The organism is Streptomyces sp. NPDC091682, assembly GCF_044756625.1.
Classification (GTDB): domain Bacteria; phylum Actinomycetota; class Actinomycetes; order Streptomycetales; family Streptomycetaceae; genus Streptomyces.
Window position 1 is genome coordinate 593,928 of sequence record NZ_JBIVTH010000001.1, and the last position, 19,063, is coordinate 612,990.

General features: G+C 71.6%; 15 protein-coding genes. 3 read left to right on the forward strand and 12 right to left on the reverse strand.

Annotation, left to right across the window (positions count from 1 at the left end):
* Window positions 1-62 precede the first annotated feature (62 nt).
* The 8 genes from ACIQK6_RS02955 to ACIQK6_RS02990 form a co-directional block, all read right to left on the reverse strand.
* A complete protein-coding gene (locus ACIQK6_RS02955) occupies window positions 63-3,641 on the reverse strand; it encodes a CDP-glycerol glycerophosphotransferase family protein (RefSeq protein ID WP_402694169.1) in 3,579 nt (1,192 codons plus the stop codon).
* A 195-nt stretch (window positions 3,642-3,836) separates the two neighbouring features.
* A complete protein-coding gene (locus ACIQK6_RS02960) occupies window positions 3,837-4,211 on the reverse strand; it encodes a hypothetical protein (protein ID WP_150255694.1) in 375 nt (124 codons plus the stop codon).
* A 125-nt stretch (window positions 4,212-4,336) separates the two neighbouring features.
* On the reverse strand, window positions 4,337-4,756 hold the full coding sequence (locus tag ACIQK6_RS02965) for a roadblock/LC7 domain-containing protein (protein ID WP_329105576.1): 420 nt from the start codon (window positions 4,754-4,756) through the stop codon (window positions 4,337-4,339).
* Between the two features lie 71 nt (window positions 4,757-4,827).
* Complete coding sequence (locus ACIQK6_RS02970; protein WP_329105573.1) at window positions 4,828-5,625, reverse strand: transcriptional regulator; 798 nt, start codon at window positions 5,623-5,625, stop codon at window positions 4,828-4,830.
* The gene (locus ACIQK6_RS02975; protein WP_329105571.1) at window positions 5,622-6,062 is read right to left on the reverse strand and encodes a hypothetical protein; all 441 of its coding nucleotides are present in this window, start codon (window positions 6,060-6,062) and stop codon (window positions 5,622-5,624) included. Before ACIQK6_RS02975 ends, ACIQK6_RS02970 begins: the two co-directional genes overlap by 4 nt.
* Before the next feature lie 160 nt (window positions 6,063-6,222).
* Window positions 6,223-6,465, reverse strand: coding sequence for a helix-turn-helix domain-containing protein (locus ACIQK6_RS02980; protein WP_189742670.1), 243 nt, complete (start codon window positions 6,463-6,465; stop codon window positions 6,223-6,225).
* Between the two features lie 124 nt (window positions 6,466-6,589).
* Window positions 6,590-7,210: a DUF6461 domain-containing protein gene (locus ACIQK6_RS02985; protein WP_329105569.1), complete on the reverse strand. Its 621-nt coding sequence runs from the start codon at window positions 7,208-7,210 to the stop codon at window positions 6,590-6,592.
* 56 nt (window positions 7,211-7,266) lie between these two features.
* Complete coding sequence (locus tag ACIQK6_RS02990) at window positions 7,267-7,830, reverse strand: TetR family transcriptional regulator (protein ID WP_329105567.1); 564 nt, start codon at window positions 7,828-7,830, stop codon at window positions 7,267-7,269.
* Window positions 7,831-7,959: 129 nt separating this feature from the next.
* Here ACIQK6_RS02990 and ACIQK6_RS02995 point away from each other — a divergent pair, with 129 nt between their 5' ends.
* Window positions 7,960-9,273, forward strand: coding sequence for a helix-turn-helix domain-containing protein (locus ACIQK6_RS02995; protein ID WP_402694170.1), 1,314 nt, complete (start codon window positions 7,960-7,962; stop codon window positions 9,271-9,273).
* On the opposite strand, the gene ACIQK6_RS03000 is transcribed toward ACIQK6_RS02995, so the two are convergent.
* Window positions 9,191-11,131 carry an APC family permease gene (locus tag ACIQK6_RS03000; protein WP_329105563.1) on the reverse strand — a complete coding sequence of 647 codons (1,941 nt, stop codon included), beginning with the start codon at window positions 11,129-11,131 and terminating at the stop codon, window positions 9,191-9,193. The genes ACIQK6_RS02995 and ACIQK6_RS03000 overlap by 83 nt on opposite strands.
* Window positions 11,132-11,248: 117 nt before the next feature.
* Between ACIQK6_RS03000 and ACIQK6_RS03005 the strand changes: the two genes are divergently transcribed.
* Complete coding sequence (locus tag ACIQK6_RS03005) at window positions 11,249-12,364, forward strand: MerR family transcriptional regulator (RefSeq protein ID WP_329105561.1); 1,116 nt, start codon at window positions 11,249-11,251, stop codon at window positions 12,362-12,364.
* A 10-nt stretch (window positions 12,365-12,374) separates the two neighbouring features.
* Here ACIQK6_RS03005 and ACIQK6_RS03010 read toward each other — a convergent pair whose 3' ends face one another.
* Together ACIQK6_RS03010 and ACIQK6_RS03015 are read right to left on the reverse strand one after the other, a co-directional pair.
* Window positions 12,375-12,830 carry a (2Fe-2S)-binding protein gene (locus ACIQK6_RS03010; RefSeq protein ID WP_402694171.1) on the reverse strand — a complete coding sequence of 152 codons (456 nt, stop codon included), beginning with the start codon at window positions 12,828-12,830 and terminating at the stop codon, window positions 12,375-12,377.
* A 206-nt stretch (window positions 12,831-13,036) separates the two neighbouring features.
* Window positions 13,037-15,265 (reverse strand): molybdopterin cofactor-binding domain-containing protein, encoded by a 2,229-nt coding sequence (locus ACIQK6_RS03015; protein ID WP_329105557.1) that lies wholly within the window; start codon window positions 15,263-15,265, stop codon window positions 13,037-13,039.
* A 488-nt stretch (window positions 15,266-15,753) separates the two neighbouring features.
* On the opposite strand from ACIQK6_RS03015, the gene ACIQK6_RS03020 reads away from it, so the two are divergent.
* Window positions 15,754-17,181 carry a PP2C family protein-serine/threonine phosphatase gene (locus ACIQK6_RS03020; protein ID WP_402694172.1) on the forward strand — a complete coding sequence of 476 codons (1,428 nt, stop codon included), beginning with the start codon at window positions 15,754-15,756 and terminating at the stop codon, window positions 17,179-17,181.
* 157 nt (window positions 17,182-17,338) lie between these two features.
* Here ACIQK6_RS03020 and ACIQK6_RS03025 read toward each other — a convergent pair whose 3' ends face one another.
* The gene (locus ACIQK6_RS03025; RefSeq protein WP_329105553.1) at window positions 17,339-18,835 is read right to left on the reverse strand and encodes a hypothetical protein; all 1,497 of its coding nucleotides are present in this window, start codon (window positions 18,833-18,835) and stop codon (window positions 17,339-17,341) included.
* Window positions 18,836-19,063: the final 228 nt, after the last annotated feature.

Sequence of the window (19,063 nt, forward strand, 5' to 3'; positions counted from 1 at the left end):
CCCGAAATTCATCGGTGGGTCCGGGGCCGGTCCGCATTCGGCCGGTAATTCGCCCGTTCGGCTTACTTGGCGGGCTCCGCGCCCATCGCGAGCATGCGCTCGACGACGCGCTCGGTGGCGTTGCCGTCGTTCAGGTCGCAGAACTCGGCGCGGAACGCCGCTCGTGCCTCGGCGTACTGCGCCCCGACCGCGTCCGCGTTGCGCACGGCCTCGATCAGGCTCGCCGAGTCCGCCAGCAGCGGTCCGGGGGCCTTCTCCTCCAGGTCGAAGTTGAAGCCGCGCAGCGTGCCGCGGTAGTGCTCCAGGTCGTACGTGAAGAGCAGGATCGGCCGGTCGGTGAGCGCGAAGTCGAACATCGCGGAGGAGTAGTCCGAGATCAGCACGTCGGCGACCAGCAGCAGGTCGGCCGCGTCGGGCCAGCGGGACACGTCGATGACGAACCCGTCGCGGACACCGTCACGGACCTGCTCCGTCACGTGGTGGTGGCTACGGATCAGCAGGACGTGGTCCTCGCCCAGCTCACGGCGGGCCTGGTCCAGGTCGATCCGCAGGTCGAGCTTGTAGCCGCCCGAGAAGCCCTCGTTGTTCTCGCGCCACGTGGGCATGTAGAGGACGACCTTCTTGCCCTCGGGCAGGCCGAGCCGGCGGCGGACCTCGGCGATCCGCTGCGCGTCGGGCCGTACCAGGGCGTCCGCACGCGGGCTGCCCGCCTCGATGACCTCGCCGTCGTAGCCGAGGGCGCGCTTGAGGATGGGCGTGGCGAAGGAGCTCGGGGAGGCCAGCAGGGTCCACTGGGCGCTGTCGTGCTCCAGCCCTTCCAGGATCTCCGGGCTCGTGTAGTAGTCGTGCACGAAGTCGTGACCGATCTCCTTGATCGGCGTACCGTGCCACGTCTGTACGACGACCTGGCCGGCGCGGCGCTGGAAGCGCCCCGGCACGGTGTCGTTGGTCACGAAGTAACGGGCGCGGGCCAGCACCTCCCACGACTCCACGCTCTGGTACTGGACGGCGCGGGCGGTCTCCGGGACCTCGGTCTGGCCGTCGCGGACCAGCCAGACGTGTTCCAGCTTCTCGCCGCGGCGCACCAGTTCCTCGTGGATGGCGCGCGGCGAGTCGCCGGAGCCCTGCCCGTGGTGGGTGTCGTAGACGACGATGTCCTTGACCGGCAGGGCGCGCTGCGCCGGGTAGGTCTCGAACCGGGCCACGCGCTGTGCGTAGTGGGAGCGGTCGTGCGGGCTGATGAGCGGGTCCGCGACCAGCACCATGCGGTCGTGGAAGCGGGTCTCGACCCGCATCCGGCGGCCCTGCACGGTGAGCGGGTGCGGCCCGGCGAAGAGCAGGCCCGGACCCATCTGTACGGGGGCGCCGCGGTCGACGCCGAGGAGTCCGGCGGTGGTTCCGCCCTGGGCGACCGGGCGCATCGTCGGCCACCAGCGGCCTTCGGGGAGCGTGGTGCGGCCGGCGTACGCCTCGGGGAGCACGGGCCGGAAGACGGCCTCGAAGGCGTCGCCGTCACGGGTGACGGGGTAGCTGAACTCCACGCCGTTGGCGTTGTGCAGGACCAACTCGTACGGCTCGTCGGTCGGCGCGACGAAGCGGCCGCGCAGGGTGAGGGTGCCGTCTTCGGCGGTGACCCCGTCGACCAGCGGCGGGGAGGGCTGCACGGAGAGGGTCAGGTGCCCGGTGTTTCCGCGCTTGGCGAAGAGGGAGCGTCCCCCGTCCTCACCGGGCAGGGGCAGGACCAGGCCGTCGAATCCACCGCGCTCGTCGTGCACCACGCGGTGCTCGGTGCCGTCGGGGCCGATGACGGAGAGGCTCCAGGGCTCGGGGGCCCACTCGCCGGGCTCGCACTCGGCGTCCGGCACGGCGGCCAGGTCGGCCAGCGGTACGCGGACGGTGAACGAGGCCCGGTCGGCGCCGGACGCCGCGCTCTCCAGCGGGAAGGAGAGGACCGTACCCGTGGTGACGTGGACGGCCTGCAGCGTGGTGGATCCGACCGCCTCGGCGGAGAGTTCGCCGGTGATCTCGACGGCGTCGTCACCCGCGGCGTGGACGTCCAGGGCGCGGGCCCGGGCGATCTCCACCTGGATGGTGAGGGCACCGGAAACCGTCGGGACGATCCGGACGTCGGGAGCCACCCAGTGCGGGGGCGGGTTCTGGCCGGTGTCGTTCTCCCCGCCGCGCAGGCGGGCGCGGTGCAGCCCGCCCGCGCCGGTGACGGCGATGGACGTGGTCCACGTGCCCTGGTTCCACTTGCCGCCCGACTGGAAGATCGAGGGGTCGACGACGGCCGTGAAGCCGGCCCAGTCGGCGTGCCGCAGAGCGAGGTGCGGGGACTTCACCGTGGCCATCGGGGAGGCGACGGTACGGGTGCTCACGACGGAGCGGCGACGCTTGTTCCCCTCGCGGAAGACCAGCATCTTGCGGGAACCGAGGCGGCTCTCCGCACCGAGGTGGCCGGGCAGGGCGTAGCCGCGCAGCAGCAGCTTGCCGTCGGCCCAGGCGGCCTGCTCCAGGCGGCTGACGACGCGGCGCTCGCGCGGACCGAGGGTGAGGATCTTGGCCGGAACCGGCGGACGGCCGTGCAGGAAGGGGTAGTCCGCCTGCGGGCGGGCGAGGCCCTTGACCGGCACGCTGTAGCTGTAGTCGCGCTGGTGGTGCTGGAGCGCGATGAAGTCCTCGACGCGGCCTTCGCCGGCCAGGTACGCCTTGAGCCGGTCGGCGACGGTCAGGTCGGACCAGGGACCGGTGCCGATCTCGCGGACGAGACCGCCGACCTCCTTGACGAACGCGGCGCGGAAGTCGGGGCCGCCCTCGCCGACGTACTTGTAGATGAGCGGGAGTTCCTCGCTCAGCACGTTGTGGTCGTAGTCGCGCAGGTAACGGTCGTACTTGGCGCCCTGCTTGGCCTTGAGGGACTCGCGGACCAGGCGTACGGACTTCACGCGGTCGATGAGGGAGATCGGGTCGGTGGAGCGCTGGGTGATGGAGCGCTCACCGGTCTCGCGGACGCGCCAGTGGTAGACGCAGTCGCTGATGATGTCGACGCTGGAGGCGAAGTAGTGCGCGGGGATGCTGACCGGGGCGTCCTCGTAGAGGATGCCCTCCGGGTACTGGAAGCCGTGTCGGTCCCAGAAGCTGCGCCGGTAGACCTTGTTCCACGCGGTGCGGTCGGTGACCAGCGCGGGGAACTTCGAGATGTGGGTCTTCAGCTGGGTGCGGGCGAAGGCGGCCCGGTGTCCCCAGGACTGCTGCATGCCGACGGAGCGGAAACGCTTCACGTTGCCGCCCGCGAAGTCCGAACCCGTCTCGTCGAGCGCCTCGATGAGACGCTGGTACGCGTAGTCGGGCATCGTGTCGTCACTGTCGACGAAGGCCAGGTACTCACTGTCCTTGTCGGCGTGACGGGCGCCCACGTTGCGGGCCGCACCGAGGCCTGCATTGTCCTGCATCACGACGCGGAAGCGCTTGTCCTTGGCGGCGAACGCCTTGGCTATGACGGCGCTCGTGTCCGTGGACCCGTCGTCCACGAGAATGACTTCGAAGTCTTCGAAGGTCTGGGATGCGATGGATTCCAGGCACTCGTCGAGGTAGAGCTCGACGTTGTAGACGGGGACGACGATGCTCAGGCGCGGCGGCATGGGTGGCGGTTTCTCCAGCGTTTTATGCTTTGTCGATGATCAGCTGCTCACAGCATCCTACTCTGTAACAGAGTCATAAACTCCACCCATATGGGGCATACGAAGCCAACCGTCGGAGCGGACGGCAAAGAATTCAGCCGTCCGCCACTTCGGCGATGCGGTTGGAGGCGGCCTGACCCTGCCCGGTGGGGCCGGTCAGACCTCCAGGTCTGCTTCGATCTTCTTCAGTTGATGCCGGGCCATCGCGAGGTTGGCCCGCCCCTTATCGAGGGCCAGGTAGAGGAAGAAGCCCGTGGAGCCGCGGGCCTTCATCAGCCGGATCAGGTGGTACTGGCTGCCGAGGGTGATGAGGATGTCCTCGATCTCGTCCTTGAGGCCGAGCATCTCCATCGTGCGGACCTTGGCGCGCACCACGTCCGTGTTGCCCGCCGCCGCGACCGCGAGGTCGAGGTCCTTGCCGCCCCCGATCGTGCCGAGGGCCATGCCGCTGCCGTAGTCGACGAGCGCGGCACCGATCGCGCCTTCGATCGTGGTGGTCGCTTCCTTGAGTGCGGTCTCCACATTGACCATGAGAGGGTCCTCTTTCTCGTTTCTCTGTAACTGGGACGTGAGGGAGGGATGACTGGCTGTAGCTGGATGCGGCTGTGGCGGCACGCGCTGGACGTGTCAGGCCCGGCCGCCGACCGGAAGGCGCATCACCCGGGTGGGAATCCGGGACCCCGTCGCCCGAGGGTGTGGTCGATCAGTTCGGCTATCCGAAGGCTTGAGCGCCGGGCTTCCAGGTGGAGGCGTCCGACGTTGACCTTCGGCTCGGCGGTCAGGGTGAGGACCGCCGCCAGGCCCGCCGCGTAGGTGGCGACGTAGCCGTCCTCACCGCGCACGAGCAGTTCGCGGAAGGCTCCCTGGCCGGTGCAGTCGCTGAGGCGCTGGGCCACGCCGAGGGCGGCGGCGGTCAGCGCCGCGACGGACTCGGCCTCGGCGGCGGCGCTGTCCTGGGCGAGTACGAAACCGTCGGCGCTCGCGGCGAGGGCACCGGTGAGCTGGGGTACCCGGGCCCGCAGCCTGCGGAGCTCGGCGAGTATCTCGGCCTCCGTCTCGGGGGGCACCGTACTCATGTCGGCCTTACTCCTTTCGGGCTGCCTACGCTCGGAGCGGTCGGCGCGCAGGGCCGGTCGCAGCGGGAGCCTCACAGACTTGCCTCCAGTGCGTCGCGTAACCGGCGGAGCAGCGCCACGTCCGGGGATTGGGCCTCGGTCATCCAGTCGGGCAAGGGCGCCACGGCCGGTGGCGGGGCCGGGGTGTGCGGGGTCTCGACCAGTCCGGCCGCCGCGAGGCGCCGTACGTCGAGCAGGGTGTGGAAGGCGGGCCTGCCCAGGACCCACGCGAGGTCGGCCGGGGTGCGCAAGCCGTCGGCCCGGCCCAGCAGGGTCCGCTGCCGGGAGGTGATCGTCTGGCCCGGCGCGGCCGCCCGGGGGACGACCGGGGAGGTGTCCAGCAGGGGGTACGGCCAGACCGCGTCGAGCAGGTCCCGGCGGCGCCGGGTCTCGCGTTCGACGGCGGCGGCGGGAACGGAACGGACGGAGCCGATCCAGTGGGTGGCCCCGCGGCGGAAGCGGGAGGGCCCGCTGCCCGGGGAGAGTGCGAAGAAGGCGGCGTCGAATATGGCGGCGAGGTGGCATATCTCCAGCTCTCCGTCTGCGAGCCCGCCGCTGTCCACGAGGAAGCGGGCGACCTGGCGGCGGGCACCGGCCCGGTCCACGGCCTCGCGCCAGCGCTCGGGGGCGAGGCCGCCGCCGGTGGTGAGCAGTACGTCGAGACCGGGGGTGGCCGGGCTTTCGGCGTGCACGATGCGGCCGTCCTCTAAGAAGAGGGTGCCGCGGTCGCGGAGCAGGGCGCCGGTGGCGCGCTCCGCTGCGAGTCGGGTGAGAAGGGGGGAGACAGCGGCGAAGGCGTTCGCGGCCGTGGCGGTGGCCGGGGTGGTCATCTGAGTACCAGCCCCTCCGCCAGGGCACGGAGCCTGTGGCGCGCGAGGGCGAGATTGCCGTCGACGCGGTCGAGCCACAGGTGCAGGAATACGCTGCTGTCGAAGCTCGTCTCGACGAAGCGCAGTACGTGGTATCCAGTGCGGGTGGTGACGATCAGATCCTCGACAGGCGGGCCGGCCGGTAGGCCGGCGGACGAACCGGCGGAGGGAACGGCTCCGCCACCGTGTGCCGGGTCGACTTCCGCCGGGGCGAAGGACTCGTACTCGGCTGCCGCCCGAGCCAGTTCGGCGGTCTCGGCGGCGGTGGTCTCGTGGTCGCCCACGGGCGACTCCCCCGCGGTGCCGAGGGCCAGTCCGCTGCTCCAGTCGACCAGCGCGGCCCCCCGCGCACCAGGCAGGGCCATGGCTTCGAGCAGGCATTCGTCGATCCCGGGCACGCGGGCTCCCCTCCCGGCCGGACGTGCTGAGTGCACGGTCGTACGGCGCGACAGGAGGGAACTTACTCAAGTTCCACTGTACGAAAGGGCGTTCTGGCATTTTCCGCTGGAACATGCCAGGAAGGGTGCGAGAGCTTGGCCAGAACGCGTCGATATTTGATCACGAAGCGAGCGGAAGATCGTCCGCGAGGCGGAACGACCCTCCCTCGCGCTGCACGTAACCCTCATGGGTGAGGGTGCGCAGCAGGTGGTAGACGGTGGGCAGGGGGATGCCGGTGAGCCGGGCGAGCCGCTTGGCCGTCACCCCGCCTTCCGCGGACATCGCTTCCAGGAGGCGCAGTGCGCGCTGCACCGAGCCGATCAGGGTGGGTGTGCTGTCCTTCTGGCTGTGGTCGGTGCCCATGACTAGTCCCCCTGCTCCGGTACGAGGCCTGGCAAACCCATCAAAGTGGCTCACCCGGCGCAAAACCAGCGGACTCGCGTAAACCTGAGCATAAGATCACCGCATCCCGGCCCCGGCGCGGACGCTAGCGCGTGCAGGTCACGTACGCCGGGAGCGGGGCGTCCGCGATCAGGTGACGCGGCAGGGACAGCCCGAAGCGGCGTTCCACGACGTCGAGGGTGTGGCGGTCGCGGTCCGCGTCCGCCTCGTCGGCCGGGCGGGCGCACGCGCCCTCCGGGGTGAGGATCCCGGCCGCGATCAGCTCCGGGAGCAGGAAGTCCGGCCGGTGGCCGCCGCGCCAGCACTCCTCGCCGAGGGCGAAGCAGCACACCAGCTCGCCGTCCCGGGCGTACGCGAACTGCTTGGGCGGGTGATCGGGCTGCGGGTCGAGGTGGACGGCCTCCACGCCGCCCCGGGAGACCTCGGCGAGCCGTTCCGCTCCGGCCGGCTGACCGTGTTCGACGGCGAAGGACCAGCCGCCCCACCTGCCGACCCGGGCCACGCCGTCGCCGTCCACGGTCTCGGTGACCATGCTCCAGGCGTCGAGCGCGCCCAGCGGCCCGGGGTGCAGGCCCGGCAGCGCGCCGAGGCGTGCGGCGAGTTCGTCGGGGGCTATCCCCCGCGCGAAGGTCAGACCGGCGAACCACTGGTCCCAGTCGGCCAGCCACCGGATCCCGTCCGTCACGCCTTCTACTGTGTCCGCCATGTCCGCACTCCCCACGGTTTGCCCACCCCGCCGGTGCTTGTTCACCGGCACGATAGTCAGACCGCGGGCTCTTCCGGGAGGAGGCGCTCGACCATCGTCCGAATGAGCCCGTGCGCCGGGTGCGCCTCCAGCATGGCGGGCGCGGTCAGGTCGTCCACGATCAGACCGAGCATCGCCAGGTACATCAGGACCACGCCCTGTCGGTCCCCGGGCAGGCCCGCGTCCAGGTGCCACCTGACGTTGGCCTCCAGTTCCAGGCCCTGGAAGGCCGCGAGCTCCGTCTGGAGTTCGGGACGCCGGGTGCCCTCCAGTCGCAGCTCCAGCATGGCGATGTGCACACTGCGCTCGCGCCGCATCCGGTCGAGGAGCCGCGTGAGCAGGACCTCGGTGTCCAGCGGGCCGGCGAGGTCCGCCGGGTCCGGGACCAGCCGCTCCCGGGTGCGGTGCAGGATCTGCACGAGCAGCTGCGAGCGGTTGGCGAAGTAGTTCGAGGCGGTGCCCGTGGGCACGCCCGCCTCCGCGTCAACCGCGCGCAGGGTCAGGCCGCGCGAACCCTCGCGCGCCAGGACTTCGATGGCGGCGTCGAGCAGTGCGGCGCGGCGCTGCGGGTTCTGGCGCAAGGGCGGGTCCCTGGGGGTGGAAGGGGCGCATCGGGTGATCACTGCAGGTGCAGTGATTCGCACACGGTAGCGGACGTGCCCGGTCCGGCCTCTCCCCACGGCCCCCTCCTCCGTGTCAGGCTGCGCGTCATGGAGCGGATCATCGAGGAGATACGCGAGGACCTGTCCCGCCGGATCGCCGTGGTGGCGGACCGGCTCACGGACCGGACGCTGGCCGAGGACCCCGCCTACGCCGCCCTGCTGGGCCGGGCCGAGCTGCGCGAGCGGATCCACCGCACCCTCGGCCAGGCCGTCGAGGGGCTGCTCCGCAGTTCCCGGGGCCTGCCGGTGGAGCTCGCCGACGCCCGGGCCGTCGGCGCGCTCCGCGCCGAACAGGGGCTGCCGCTCGCCTCCCTACTGCGCACCCACCGCCGCGGCGGCCGGCTGCTCTGGCAGAGCCTCACGGAGGCCGTGACCGCGCACGACCGGGCGGCGCTGCCCCGGCTGCTCCCCGGCGCGACCGAATTGTGGGACGTACTGGAGCAGATGACGGACGCCATGACGGAGTCGTACCGCCGGGCGGAGGCCGCGCACGGCGACCGGGACCGGGAACACCGAGCAGCCCTGCTGGACGTGCTGCTCGACGGCGGGGACGGGCCGTCGGCCCCGGCAGCGGAAGTCTCAGCCCCGGAGGTCTCGGCCGTGGAAGCGGCCGCCGCACGGCTGGGGCTGCCGGAGCGGGGCCGTTTCACGGTGGTCGTGCTGGCCGCCGATCCGTCCGGCGCCCCGGTCGCTCCGGTCGCCCAGGTCGCCCCGGCCGGAGGGCCCGGAGCCGCCTCCGCTCCGCGCGTCCTGTGGCGCATCCGCGCCGACGGGGAGATCGGCCTGGTGGAGCTGGGCCACCATCCGCTGGAGTCCGTACGGGAACTGCTCGCACCCCTCGGGGTGCGCGCCGGGGTCGGCCCGGTCGTCGCGGCGCCGGCGGAGGTGGCCCGGGCGCACCGGCTGGCCGCCCTCGCGCTGCGCACCGCCCCCGAGTCCGAGGGCCCGCGCACCGCACTGCTGGACGAACGGCTGCCGGCGGCGCTGGTCGCGGCGCAGGCCGAACTCGCCGGGCGGCTGCGCCAGGTGGTGCTCGGCCCGGTGCTCGCGCTGCCCGCGCAGGACCGGCGGACGCTCCTGACCACCTTGGGCACCTGGCTGGCCTGCCAGGGTTCGACCACGGACGCCGCGCAGCGGCTGTACTGCCACCGCAACACGGTCTCCAACCGGCTGCGGCGCCTGGAGCAGCTCACCGGCCGCTCCCTGGCCGACCCCCGGCAGGTGGTGGAACTGGCGCTGGCGCACTCGGCCGTGTTGCAGCGCGTCGAAACGGAACCCGCTAACCGTCCCGCCGTGCCGGATCGGCGGGCCTCGCGGACTCCAGGAGGTACGGCACGTCGATCACCGCGACGCCCGGCGTGAAGAGCAGTCGCGCCTTCAGCCGCAGGGCGTTCTGGTTGTGCAGGGGCTGCTCCCACCAGCGGCCGACCACGTACTCGGGGATGACCACCGACAGCATGTCCGCCCGGGAGCCGGCGGCCAGTTCCTCGACGTGGGCCAGGATCGGGCCCACCACCTCCCGGTACGGCGAGTGCAGGATCTTCAGCGGCAGGCCGGTGTCGTGCTCGGCCCACGCCTCGCGCAGCCGGATCGCCTCCTGTTCGTCCGCCGCGACGGTGACCGCCGTCAGGGTGTCCGGGCGCAGGCCCTGCGCGTAGCCGATGGCCTTGAGCGTCGGGGCCTGTACGGCGGCGACCAGGACCAGTACGTGGTGGCGTGCGGGCCTGCGCGGGCTGGCGTCGGGGGCGATGGCGACCTGTCGGGCGACCTGGTCGTAGTGGCGGCGGACGCCCTTCATGCCGAGGAAGAGCAGCGGCATCGCGATGACGACCAGCCAGGCGCCGTGGGTGAACTTGGTGAGCAGGACGATGACCAGGACCAGTGCGGTCAAGGTGGCGCCGACGGCGTTGATGGCGAGCCTGCGGTGGATGTGGATCCGCTCCTCGCGCGGGGTGGCGGGCGAGGCGAGCGCCTTGCGCCAGTGCCGGACCATGCCCGACTGGGAGAGGGTGAAGGAGACGAAGACGCCGATGATGTAGAGCTGGATGAGGCGGGTCAGTTCGGCGTCGAAGGCCACGATGAGGGCGATGGCGGTGAGGGCGAGGAGCACGACGCCGTTGGAGTAGACGAGCCGGTCGCCGCGGTTGAAGAGCTGGCGGGGCGCGTACCGGTCCTTGGCCAGGATCGAGGCGAGCATCGGGAAGCCGTTGAAGGCGGTGTTCGCGGCGAGGATCAGGACGCCCGCGGTGACGGCCTGGAGCAGGTAGAAGAGGAAGTCCCAGCTGCCGAAGGTGGCGCGCCCGATCTGGGCGAGGGCCGTGGAGGTCGCGGTGCCCGGGGGCAGGCCCAGTTCGGTGGGGTCGGCGGCGACGTGCACCTGGTACGACATGGCCAGGGCGGTGATGCCGCCGAACATCGTCACGGAGAGCACGCCCATCGCGGCGAGCGTGGTCGCGGCGTTGTCCGCCTTGGGCTTGCGGAAGGCGGGAACACCGTTGCTGATGGCCTCGACGCCGGTGAGGGCGGTGCATCCGGAGGCGAAGGCCCGCATCGTGAGGAAGACCAGGGCGAGTCCGGTGTAGGTGTCGACCGGGGTGATGGGGAGGCCGGCGGACTCGGCGCGGATGGTGTCGCCGGTCCCGAGCCGTACGGCGGCGACGGCGAACATGAGGTAGATGACGAGGACGAAGCCGTAGGTGGGGATGGCGAAGATGCGGCCCGACTCCCGTACGCCGCGCAGGTTCATGAGGGTCAGCAGCACCACGAAGGCAACGGACAGGACCACTTCGTGGTCGCTGAGCGAGGGGATGGCCGAGGTGATGGCGTTGACGCCGGAGACGACGGAGACCGCGACGGTCATCACGTAGTCGACGAGCAGGGCGCTGGCGGCGGTGAGCGCGGCGGTCTGCCCGAGGTTCTCCGAGCTGACGACGTAAGCGCCGCCCCCGCCCGGGTAGGCGTGGCAGGTCTGCCGGTACGAGGCGACGACGACGATGAGCAGGAAGACGATGGCGGCGGCCGCGTACCAGGTGAGGTGCAGCAGTGCGACGCCGCCGAGGGCGAGGATCAGCAGGATCTCTTCGGTGGCGTAGGCCACGGAGGAGAGCGGGTCGCTGCAGAAGATCGGCAGGGCGAGTCTCTTGGGCAGCAGGGTCTCGCCCAGGCGGGCGGTGTCGAGGGGTTCGCCGACCAGCATGCGTTTCACATTGATACGCCTCATTCGGGCATGATCGTGCATTTGGTTCATTCATCATCACTTTTGGTGCTTGTGTCATCCGGCAGGGCCTTCGGTCCCCGCCTTGACCCTCACGCGGCGTCAGGCCGCACAGTTGGCGCCATGGAAGATCACTGGACCGTGGGACGCGTGGCCGAGTTGGCCGGCGTGAGCGTCCGCACGCTGCACCACTACGACGAGATCGGGCTCGTTCGGCCCTCGGCGCGGACCCCGTCCGGGTACCGGGCCTACGCGGCGGACGACATGGAGCGGCTCCGCGAGGTGCTGGCCTATCGGCGGCTGGGCTTCGGGCTGCGGGAGGTCGCCGAACTGGTCGACGACCCGTCCACCGACGCGGTCGCGCACCTGCGCCGACTGCGCGGCCTGCTGCTGGAGCGGCGCGATCGCGCCGAGGCCATGGTGGTGGCCATCGACAAGGAACTCGAGGCACGGGCGAAGGGACTGAAGGTGACACCGGAGAGGCAACTGGAAATGCTGGGTGCACGGCTGTACGAGGAGATCGGCGGCGCCTACACCGCGACACGGCGTACCGAGCCGCGGTTCGCCGCCCAGATCCGGGAGGCGCTCGGGGACGCCCGGACGGTACTGAACGTCGGGGCCGGCACCGGCTCCTACGAGCCGGCCGATCGCCACGTGACCGCGGTGGAGCCATCGGCGGTGATGCGCAGGCAGCGGCCCGCCGGCTCGGCGCCGTGCGTGGCCGCCGCCGCGGAGAGCCTGCCGTTCGAAGACCGGTCCTTCGACGTCGCGATGGCCGTCTCCACCGTTCACCACTGGGGGGACCCGATGGCGGGGCTGCGCGAGATGCGGCGCGTGGCCCACCGCGTGGTGGTGCTCACCTTCGACACCGACGAGCCCGGATGGCAGGACCGGTTCTGGCTCACCCGCGACTACCTGCCCGAGTTCACCGGCGCTCTCGCCGGTTTCCCCTCGCTCGCCGGGATGGCCGACGCGATCGGCGCCCGAGCCGAGCCGGTGCCCGTCCCGTGGGACTGCTCCGATGGCCTGTTCGAGGCGTACTGGCGCCGGCCGGAGGCGTATCTGGAGGATCGCGTGCGGCGGGCGGTGTCGGTGTGGACCAGGGTCGGACCGGAGGCCGAGCAGCGGGCGGTACGAAGGCTGCGCGAGGACCTCGCATCCGGCCGGTGGGCCGAGCGCAACGGCGAGCTCGCCGACCTCGACACGGCCGACCTCGGCCTGCGTCTGCTCGTCGCGTGACCCGCGCCGCTCACATCTTGCGCGCCGCGCTGCGGATGGCCTCCCGGATGCGGAAGTAGGTGCCGCAGCGACAGATGTTGGCGATGGCGTCGATGTCCTCGTCCGTGGGCTCGCCCGTGCGCTTCAGCAGGGCGACGGCGGCCATGATCTGGCCGGGCTGGCAAAAGCCGCACTGGGCGACGTCCTGTTCGAGCCAGGCCTCCTGCACGGGGTGCAGGTCGTCGCCGTTCGCCAGGCCCTCGATGGTGGTCACCGCCTTGCCGGCGCACGCGGAGACGGGCACCACGCAGGGACGGATGTCGGCGCCGTCCAGGTGGCTGGTGCAGGCCTTGCAGACGTCCACCCCGCAACCGTACTTGGGGCCGCGGACGCCCAGCATGTCGCGGAGCACCCACAGCAGGGGCAGGTCGTCGGGCGCGTCCACGGTGACGCTGCGCCCGTTGACGGTGAAGGTGTGCGAGGGCACGGGGTACTCCTGGCTCGGGCTAGTGCTGTGGCCGGAAAGGTTTGCCGGTTCGCGGCGTTCGGTGCGGTGCATCTCCCCCAGCTACCGCTGGGAGGGGCCCCCGGGCGGAGGACCGCGGCTCGTACTGGACGTACTTGCGCGGTCCGACAACGCGGCGAGGTGCCGTACCGGGCGTCGTGAGCCGGTGAAGCTTTCCGGTCACAGCACTAGCGGGGGTAGGGGGTGAAGTCGACGTCGAAGTCGAGGGGGAAGCTGCGCGGCTTGGAACCGGTGGCCCTGGCCCAGGCGTTGGCGATCGCACCGACGGCGGCGGGCACGCCGAGCTCGCCCGCGCCGCCCGGCTCCTCGCCGGTGGCCGGCAGCACGAAGACCCGTACGTCGTGCGGTGTGTCGCGCTGCTTGGCCCAGTGGAACTGGCTGTAGCTGCCCTCCAGCGGAAGCCCCTTGTCGAGGTGCAGCCCGGCGCGCAGGGTGGTGGAGATCGCGTCGGTGAGGCCGCCGATCATCTGGGCCTCCAGTCCGCGCGGGTTGACCGGCAGGCCCACGTCCACGGCGATCACGGCCTTGGTGACGCGGAGGTGGTCGGGGTTCCGGGTGTCGATCTCGACGAGGCACGCGGTGCGGGACTTGTACTCCTCGTGGAAGGCGATGCCCTGCGCGCAGCCGGCCTCCATCGGCCGTCCCCAGTTCCCCTCCGCGGCCACCTTGTCGAGCACGGCGCGCTGGGCGTCGGTCTTCAGGAAGGTCCGCCGGAACCGGTACGGGTCCCGGCCCGTCCGGGCGGCGAGTTCGTCGACCACGATCTCCTCGGCCCCGCGCGTGTTGGCGGAGTAAACCGAGCGCCAGGAGGCGGTGGGGATCCCGGTGGGCACTTCGGTGAGGGCCTGGGTGGTGCGTCCGAAGTGGTACGGGGACTTCACCGTGGTCAGGAAGAGGGTCTGGGCGAGGGTGGCGTTGCCGATGCCGAGCGGCAGACTGGCCGCGGTGGCGGTGATGATCTCGCCCAGGCCGTGCCGGAAGTCGGTCTCGGCGGCGGCGACGCGGTGCTCGAAGCTGAGCACCTCGCCCAGCAGGTGGGTGGCACGGATCTTGTGGTGGGTCGCGGGGCGCATCCGGCCGTGCCGGGTGTCGTCCACACGGGTCCACATGAGCCGGACCGGACGACGGCAGGCCTTGGAGATCCGAGCGGCTTCCAGGGCCGCGTCGAAGAAGAGCCGCCGGCCGAAGGAGCCACCGGCCTGGACCACGTGCACGGTGACCTTGGACAGCGGCAGGCCGAGTTCGGCGGCGATGGTCTCGCGGGCCACGATCGGGGACTTGAGGCCGGACCAGATCTCTGCCCGGTCCTCGCGCACGTCGGCGATGGCGGAGTTGGTCTCCATCGGGGCGTGGCTGACGAAGGCGAAGTCGAACTCGGCGTCGACGTACGGGGTCAGCAGGGGCGGGACCAGCAACGGCGGCGTGGCAGCGCGCAGTTTGGCGCGGACCTGGTCGTCGGACAGCTGGTCGGCGGGTCCGGGTCCCCAGGTGACCTGGAGGGCCGTCTTGGCGTCGATGGCCTGCCCGAAGGTCTCGGCGACGACGGCGACCCCGGTCGGGACGGTCACCACGTGCAGGACGCCGGGCATGGCCCGGACGGCGGCGAGGTTGGTGACGGTGCGGACCGTGCCGCCGAGGGTGGGCGGCCGGCGCACGACGCAGGGCTTGGCGCCGGGCACGTCGAGGTCGAGGGTGTACTGCAGGGCGCCGGTGACCATGGCGCGGGCGTCGACGCGGCCGGTCGGCTTGCCCACGAGGGTGTGCCCGGCCCGCTTCTTGGGGGTGGCGCCGAGGACGACCAGGGCCGGGTCGGCGGCGGCCGCGGCGAGATCGCCGTAGTCGGCGGTGCGGCCGTCGGGGGCGCGGACGGTGCCGCCGGAGGTGGTCAGCGCGGCGGGGCTCAGGTTCCAGCGGTGGGCGGCGGCCGCGACGAGACGGGCCCGGGCGGTGGCGGCGCACTGGCGGACCGGCCCGTAGAGCGAGCGGACGGAGTTGGAGGATCCGGTGAGCTGGTTGAAGAGCAGCTCGGGCCGGGCGTCGTCCAGTTCCACCCGTACGTGGGCCAGGGGCGCGTCGAGCTCCTCCGCGACCAGCATGGCCACGGCGGTGGTGAGGCCCTGGCCGACCTCCTCGCGCGGCAGCCGGAAGCGGATGGTGCCGTCCGCCTCGACGGCGAGCGCCAGCAGGGCCGAGGTGGGTGCCCCGGCCAGGATGAACAGGTCGCCCAGGTCGACCAGGTCGGCGATGGCGGGCAGGGAGGGCACCACGGCGTGGGCGGGCTGCGGGTTCAGCGCGTCGGCGCCCGCCCGGGTGACCAGGGCCAGGGTCGGCGCGGCCACGAGGTGGGTGAGGAAGGAACGGCGGCTCTGCCCCGTGGCGTGGTTCTGCCCGGTCATGTCGTTGTGTGCCCCCACGCTGCGCGGGCCCGCCCGCGCAGACCTCCCCGGCTTATTACCGGCACGTAGGGTAGCGACCCGGCAGCGCGATGGGAAGTCTCGATCACGCCGCGTCATCTACGGTGACATCACCCCTTCGGGGGTATCTCGGCGGCCCGCCTTGATCCGTTCCTTACGCGATTCCCCCGTCGGGCCGGGCTCGTACATCTCGGCCGTACGATCGAGCGACGGTCACCGGATGGCCTGATTCCGGCCGCTGTTCGCACGACGTCACGAGCCCCACCGGCTGGTCTCGCCGCGATGCCCCGGAATTTGCCTGACCGGATTCGTTCGCACGCCACGAGCGGGACGGCAGTCCTGCGGCATATACCAGAAGCAAGAACATAGCGGATGTTGCCAAACGTCTTACACACCGTCGCGCCCTGTGCAACAGTCGTTACCGGTCCTTCCTTCAGACTTGGCCGTGCCGCGCCTGTATCGGAGTTCTCATGCCGTCCCACCTGTTCGCGGACCGTCCCGCGCAGCCGCCCGAGCCGGGGTCGGTGGACGCGCTGATCTCGCAGACCCGACGGCTGCGCGGGGAAGTGGACGCGGTCCGCCGCGACACCGTCGTCGACGACGACGACGCCCAGGGCCGCTGGCAGCGCGCACTGTGCGATCTCGCCGTCCACCACCTCGACGACCTCCGCGAGCACCTCGGCCAGCTCAAGGAGGGCCTGCCGGCGGCCCCCGACATCGTCGAGGTAGAGCAGCCGCAGGCGGCGTCCGAGGCCGGCCCCGAGGCCCTGATCCGCGTCGGCAGCGCCGAGTGGAACCTGCTCACCGACGAAGTCAGTTGGTCCGACGAACTGTTCCAGATCTTCGGCCGTTCGCCCGAGTCCGGCGCGCCCCCCCTCGACGAACTGGGCTCGACCCTCTTCTCCGAGGACCAGCCGCTGCTCACCGCGTGGGTCACCGCCTGCCTCGTGGACGGCAGGCCGATCGACGGCGAGTTCCGCATCGTCCGGGCCGACGGCCGGGTCCGGACCTTACACATGAGGGCCGAGCCGGTACTCGACCCCGACGGTTGTACGGCCTCGATGTGGGCCGTCCTGCGGGACGTGAGCGAACTGCGCCGGAGCCAGCGCGCGGTGCGCGAGTCGCGTGACTCGCTACAGCGCCAGCGGGAGATCGCGCAGACCGAGCGCCGGCTGGCGGTCGAGCTGCAGGAAGCCGTGCTCCCCCCGTGGCGCGGCTCCCTGCGGTTCCCGTACGGCAGCGCGAGCACGCTGGACGTGGCCGCGCACTACCTGCCCTCCGCGACCAGCGCGCTGATCGGCGGGGACTGGTACGACGCGCTCGAACTCCCCGACGGTTGCTCCATGCTGACGGTCGGCGACCTGACCGGCCACGGGGTGACCGCCACCTCCGGGATGGCGATGATGCTCGGCGCGCTGCGCGGCATGGCTATGGCGGGCATCGAGCCCGGCCCGCTGATGGGCTGGCTCAACCAGCTCCTGGAGACCTCCGTACAGCCGGCGCTCGGCTCGGCCGTGTGCTGCCGCTACGATCCCGCGCGCCGGGTCCTGTCCTGGGCGCAGGCGGGTCACCCCGCACCCCTGTTGTTCCGCCACGGGTCGGGACGCTCCCTGCTGCCGCCGGAGGGCGTCCTGCTCGGCGCGACCTCCGGAGCCTCGTACGACCAGGCCGAGGAACACCTCGAGGTGGGCGACCTGTTGGTCCTACACACGGACGGACTCACGTCGCGCAGCATCCAGTTCAGCCGGGCGGACGGGACCGAGCGGCTGCTGGCGCTCGCGCCGCGGTTCTCGGCGGCACGGTCGGCGCAGGAGTGCGTGCGCATGGTGATCGAGGAGTTCGGCGAGAGCGAGCGCGAGGACGACGCCTGCGTGCTGGTCGCCCGGGTCGGCGGGTAACCGCCTTCGAGCTTTCGAACTGCAGGACCGTCAGGCTCCAGCCGTGGGGCTTCAGGGCCGCGCCACGAGGCGCGGCCGTTCTCGTCTCCGTACGGGGCTTCGTGCAGGGTGGCTTTGTGCAGGGTGTGGGCCGGACCGTGCGGGGGCGGGCGTGGGACTACACCCCCGTACCGCGCGGGCCGCGCGGCGCCGGGGTGTCGGGCAGGGCCAGTTTGATCTCCTGGCGCAGGTCCTCGATGCGCGCGTACCCGGCGTACTGAGCGGTGAGCCGGTACATCTCCCGCAGCCGGTCCCAGGTCCGGTGCGAGGAGGTCTCGTTCATCGAGACCAGGGCGAGGCGCGCGTACCGGTCGGCCTGCTCCGGCTCGTCGGCGATGAAGCAGGCCGAGGCCATGGAGATGTAGTCGAAGATCTGCGAGCGCTGGTAGCCCTCGCCGCGCAGCCGCAGGGCCTCCTTGGCGTGGCGCGCGGCGATCGGCGCCGCGGCGGCGTCGTGGTCCGCGAGGGTCCGGTAGGCGAGGGCCTGCATGCCGTGCAGGTCGGCCTCGTCGAAGTGCTGCATCCAACTCGGGGGCGGCACGTCGCCCTTGTCGGAGACGAAGAGTTCCTCCGCCTCGCCCAGGGTGCGGCGCATGGCCTGACCCTTGCCCATGGCGGCCTGCGCCCAGGCCTCGATGGTGTGCAGCATGGCGCGCGTGCGCGGGAGGGTCTGTTCGCCCGAGCCGGACTGGGCGAGCTTCATCAGGTCCAGGGCTTCGTTCGGCTTGCCCAGGTGGACCATCTGCCGGGCCGCACGGGAGAGCGCCTCGCCCGCGCGCGGCCGGTCGCCGCCCTCGCGGGCCGCGTGCGCGGCGATGACGAAGTACTTCTGCGCCGTGGGTTCGAGACCCACGTCGTGGGACATCCAGCCGGCGAGGACCGCCAGGTTGGCCGCCACCCCCCAGAGCCTGCGCTGGAGGTGGTCGGGGTGGTGGTAGGCGAGCATGCCGCCCACCTCGTTGAGCTGGCCGACGACGGCCTTGCGCTGGAGTCCGCCGCCTCTGGACGCGTCCCAGGCCCGGAACACCTCGACGGAGCGCTCCAGGGCCTCGATCTCCTGGGAGCCGATCGGAGCGGCCTCGTAGCGGTCGTAGCCCGCTGGGTCGGCCTGGAAGGTTTCCCCGAAGTTCCGGGCTTCCTTGGCCAGGGCGGGGTCGGTGTGCAGCCAGTCGTACATGGCGTTGCTGAGGGCGGAGCCGGCGGTGAGCACCGCTCCCGCGCCCATCAGACCGCGACGGTTGAGCATGAGGTCCATTCCCGTGAATTCGGTGAGGACCGCGGCTGTGCGTTCGGGCGCCCATGGCATGCCGTCGGGGTTCTCACGAGCCCCGTCCGGCTGCCGTCTGGAGGTGCGCCGCTGCCGTACGAACCCGAGGTCCTCGATGGTCACGACACGACCGAGCCGCTCGGTGAACAGTGCTGCCAGTACCGTGGGCACCGGTTCGCGGGGGGCCTCCCCCATGTCGATCCAGCGCCGCACCCGCGAGGTGTCGGTGGCCAGTTGCGGGTGGCCCATGGCCGCCGCCTGCCTGTTCACCATCCTCGCCAGTTCGCCCTTCGACCAGCCGGCCAGGCCGAACAGGTCGTTCAAGCGGGTGTTTGGACCTTTGCTCACGTCAAGCCCCCAGGTTCTCGGCTGAGTTGACAGTAGCCCGCTGGTAGGTGCCCAGCGACTATTCGCCAGGCTTCGCCAGGGCACGCCCGATGGTTCGCCACCTTGCCCCGGGTGTCAGGTAGGAATGCGCCTCCCCGACCCGGTTCACCGGCGGAACTCCCCAGGGTGAAGTACGGGATCCGGCGGGGCGGCGTACGCAACTCGTCGGCGCACGAAGGGATCCGTATC

Coding starts and splice junctions, on each gene's coding strand:
- ACIQK6_RS02955 (WP_402694169.1), bottom strand. CDS start 3,641: ATGCCGCCGCGCCTGAGCATCGTCGTCCCCGTCTACAACGTCGAGCTC.
- ACIQK6_RS02960 (WP_150255694.1), bottom strand. CDS start 4,211: ATGGTCAATGTGGAGACCGCACTCAAGGAAGCGACCACCACGATCGAA.
- ACIQK6_RS02965 (WP_329105576.1), bottom strand. CDS start 4,756: ATGAGTACGGTGCCCCCCGAGACGGAGGCCGAGATACTCGCCGAGCTC.
- ACIQK6_RS02970 (WP_329105573.1), bottom strand. CDS start 5,625: ATGACCACCCCGGCCACCGCCACGGCCGCGAACGCCTTCGCCGCTGTC.
- ACIQK6_RS02980 (WP_189742670.1), bottom strand. CDS start 6,465: ATGGGCACCGACCACAGCCAGAAGGACAGCACACCCACCCTGATCGGC.
- ACIQK6_RS02985 (WP_329105569.1), bottom strand. CDS start 7,210: ATGGCGGACACAGTAGAAGGCGTGACGGACGGGATCCGGTGGCTGGCC.
- ACIQK6_RS02995 (WP_402694170.1), top strand. CDS start 7,960: ATGGAGCGGATCATCGAGGAGATACGCGAGGACCTGTCCCGCCGGATC.
- ACIQK6_RS03000 (WP_329105563.1), bottom strand. CDS start 11,131: ATGAGGCGTATCAATGTGAAACGCATGCTGGTCGGCGAACCCCTCGAC.
- ACIQK6_RS03005 (WP_329105561.1), top strand. CDS start 11,249: ATGGAAGATCACTGGACCGTGGGACGCGTGGCCGAGTTGGCCGGCGTG.
- ACIQK6_RS03015 (WP_329105557.1), bottom strand. CDS start 15,265: ATGACCGGGCAGAACCACGCCACGGGGCAGAGCCGCCGTTCCTTCCTC.
- ACIQK6_RS03020 (WP_402694172.1), top strand. CDS start 15,754: ATGCCGTCCCACCTGTTCGCGGACCGTCCCGCGCAGCCGCCCGAGCCG.